We start from the raw sequence: 1,998 nt of genomic DNA, 5'->3' as shown, positions 1-1,998 counted from the left end.
ATATTCTCTTTGTAAACCCACAAATTCTTTCGCAAACAGGAATGCCTGCTCAGGGTGTATTCCTCGCAACGATTATCGGTGCAGTTGCTGGTACCCTGATGATGGCCTTCTACGCCAACTTGCCATATGCTCAAGCGCCAGGTATGGGACTCAATGCCTTCTTTACCTTTACAGTTGTATTTGGACTCGGTTATTCTTGGCAAGAAGCCCTAGCTATGGTCTTCATCTGTGGAATTATCTCATTGATTATTACCTTGACAAATGTTCGTAAAATGATCATTGAATCGATTCCGAATGCCCTTCGTTCGGCTATTTCAGCTGGTATCGGTGTCTTCCTTGCCTACGTAGGTATTAAGAATGCTGGACTTTTGAAATTCTCTATCGATCCAGGAAATTACACGGTTGCAGGAGAAGGGGCTGATAAGGCTCAAGCAGCGATTACAGCAAATGCTTCAGCAGTCCCAGGCTTGGTCAGCTTTAATAATCCAGCTGTTTTGGTGGCTCTTGCAGGACTTGCTATCACAATCTTCTTTGTTATCAAAGGGATTAAAGGGGGAATTATCCTCTCTATCTTGACAACAACTGTTCTTGCTATTGCAGTTGGTTTGGTAGATTTGTCTAGTATCGATTTTGCTAATAACCATGTTGGTGCGGCCTTTGAAGACTTGAAGACAGTCTTTGGTGCAGCTCTTGGTTCAGAAGGTCTGGGAGCTTTGATTTCAGATACAGCTCGCTTGCCTGAAACTCTGATGGCCATTCTTGCCTTCTCATTGACAGATATTTTTGATACAATTGGTACCTTGATTGGTACAGGTGAAAAAGTTGGTATCGTAGCGACAAATGGTGAAAATCACCAATCAGCTAAGTTGGACAAGGCACTTTACTCTGACTTGATTGGTACTTCAATTGGTGCCATCGCTGGTACTTCGAACGTAACGACTTATGTTGAGTCTGCTGCTGGTATTGGTGCAGGTGGACGTACTGGTTTGACAGCCTTGGTTGTAGCTATCTGTTTTGCGATCTCAAGCTTCTTTAGTCCACTTCTAGCGATCGTACCAACAGCCGCTACAGCTCCAATCTTGATTATCGTTGGGATTATGATGTTGGCTAGCTTGAAAAATATCCATTGGGACGATATGTCTGAAGCGGTTCCTGCTTTCTTCACATCTATCTTTATGGGATTCAGCTACTCTATCACCCAAGGGATTGCAGTTGGTTTCTTGACTTACACTTTGACTAAGCTTGTCAAAGGTCAAGCTAAAGATGTTCATGTCATGATTTGGATTTTGGATGCTTTGTTTATCCTTAACTACATCAGCATGGCCTTATAATAGGATAACCCAGGGGGATTTTCCCCCTTTTTTAATACAAAGGAGATGGGTGATGAAAGAGAAAAATATGTGGAAAGAATTGTTGAATCGTGCAGGATGGCTTTTGGTCTTCTTGCTAGCGACAATCTTATATCAGATTCCTATAGGGGTTACTGCTATTTTAACCTTAAGAGAAGTACCGCTATTACAGTCAGGACTGATAGTTGCTGGTATTTCGATTGTGGTTCTGGTGCTATTTATTATTGGAGCTCGTAAAACGCAATTAGCAAGTTTTAATTTTTCTTTTTTCAGAGCTAAGGATTTGGCACGCTTGGGCTTGAGTTATTTAGTTATTATCTGTTCAAATATACTTGGTTCTATCTTGTTACAACTGTCAAATGAGACGACAACAGCTAACCAGTCTCAGATTAACGATATGGTTCAGAATAGTTCTTTGATTTCTAGCTTTTTCTTGCTAGCCTTGCTTGCTCCAATTTGTGAGGAAATCTTGTGCCGTGGGATTGTTCCTAAAAAGATTTTCCGAGGAAAAGAGAACTTGGGATTTGTAGTTGGTACGATTGTCTTTGCTTTATTGCATCAACCAAGTAATTTACCTTCTTTATTGATTTATGGAGGTATGTCGACAGTTCTATCTTGGACGGCTTACAAGACCCAACGTTTAGAAATG

2 protein-coding genes are annotated in these 1,998 nt (G+C 41.1%); both read left to right on the top strand.

Annotated elements, in window-relative coordinates:
* Nucleotides 1-1,331, top strand: a 1,331-nt coding sequence (locus QZ359_RS08445; RefSeq protein ID WP_293965707.1) for an NCS2 family permease, incomplete at its 5' end; no start/stop codon positions are given.
* A 52-nt stretch (nucleotides 1,332-1,383) separates the two neighbouring features.
* Nucleotides 1,384-1,998, top strand: a 615-nt coding sequence (locus QZ359_RS08440; RefSeq protein ID WP_293965706.1) for a CPBP family intramembrane glutamic endopeptidase, incomplete at its 3' end; no start/stop codon positions are given.

The organism is Streptococcus sp., from assembly GCF_019414905.1.
Classification (GTDB): Bacteria; Bacillota; Bacilli; order Lactobacillales; family Streptococcaceae; genus Streptococcus.
The sequence above is the reverse complement of the archived record's forward strand: the minus strand, read 5'-3'. Positions and strand labels throughout refer to the sequence as shown.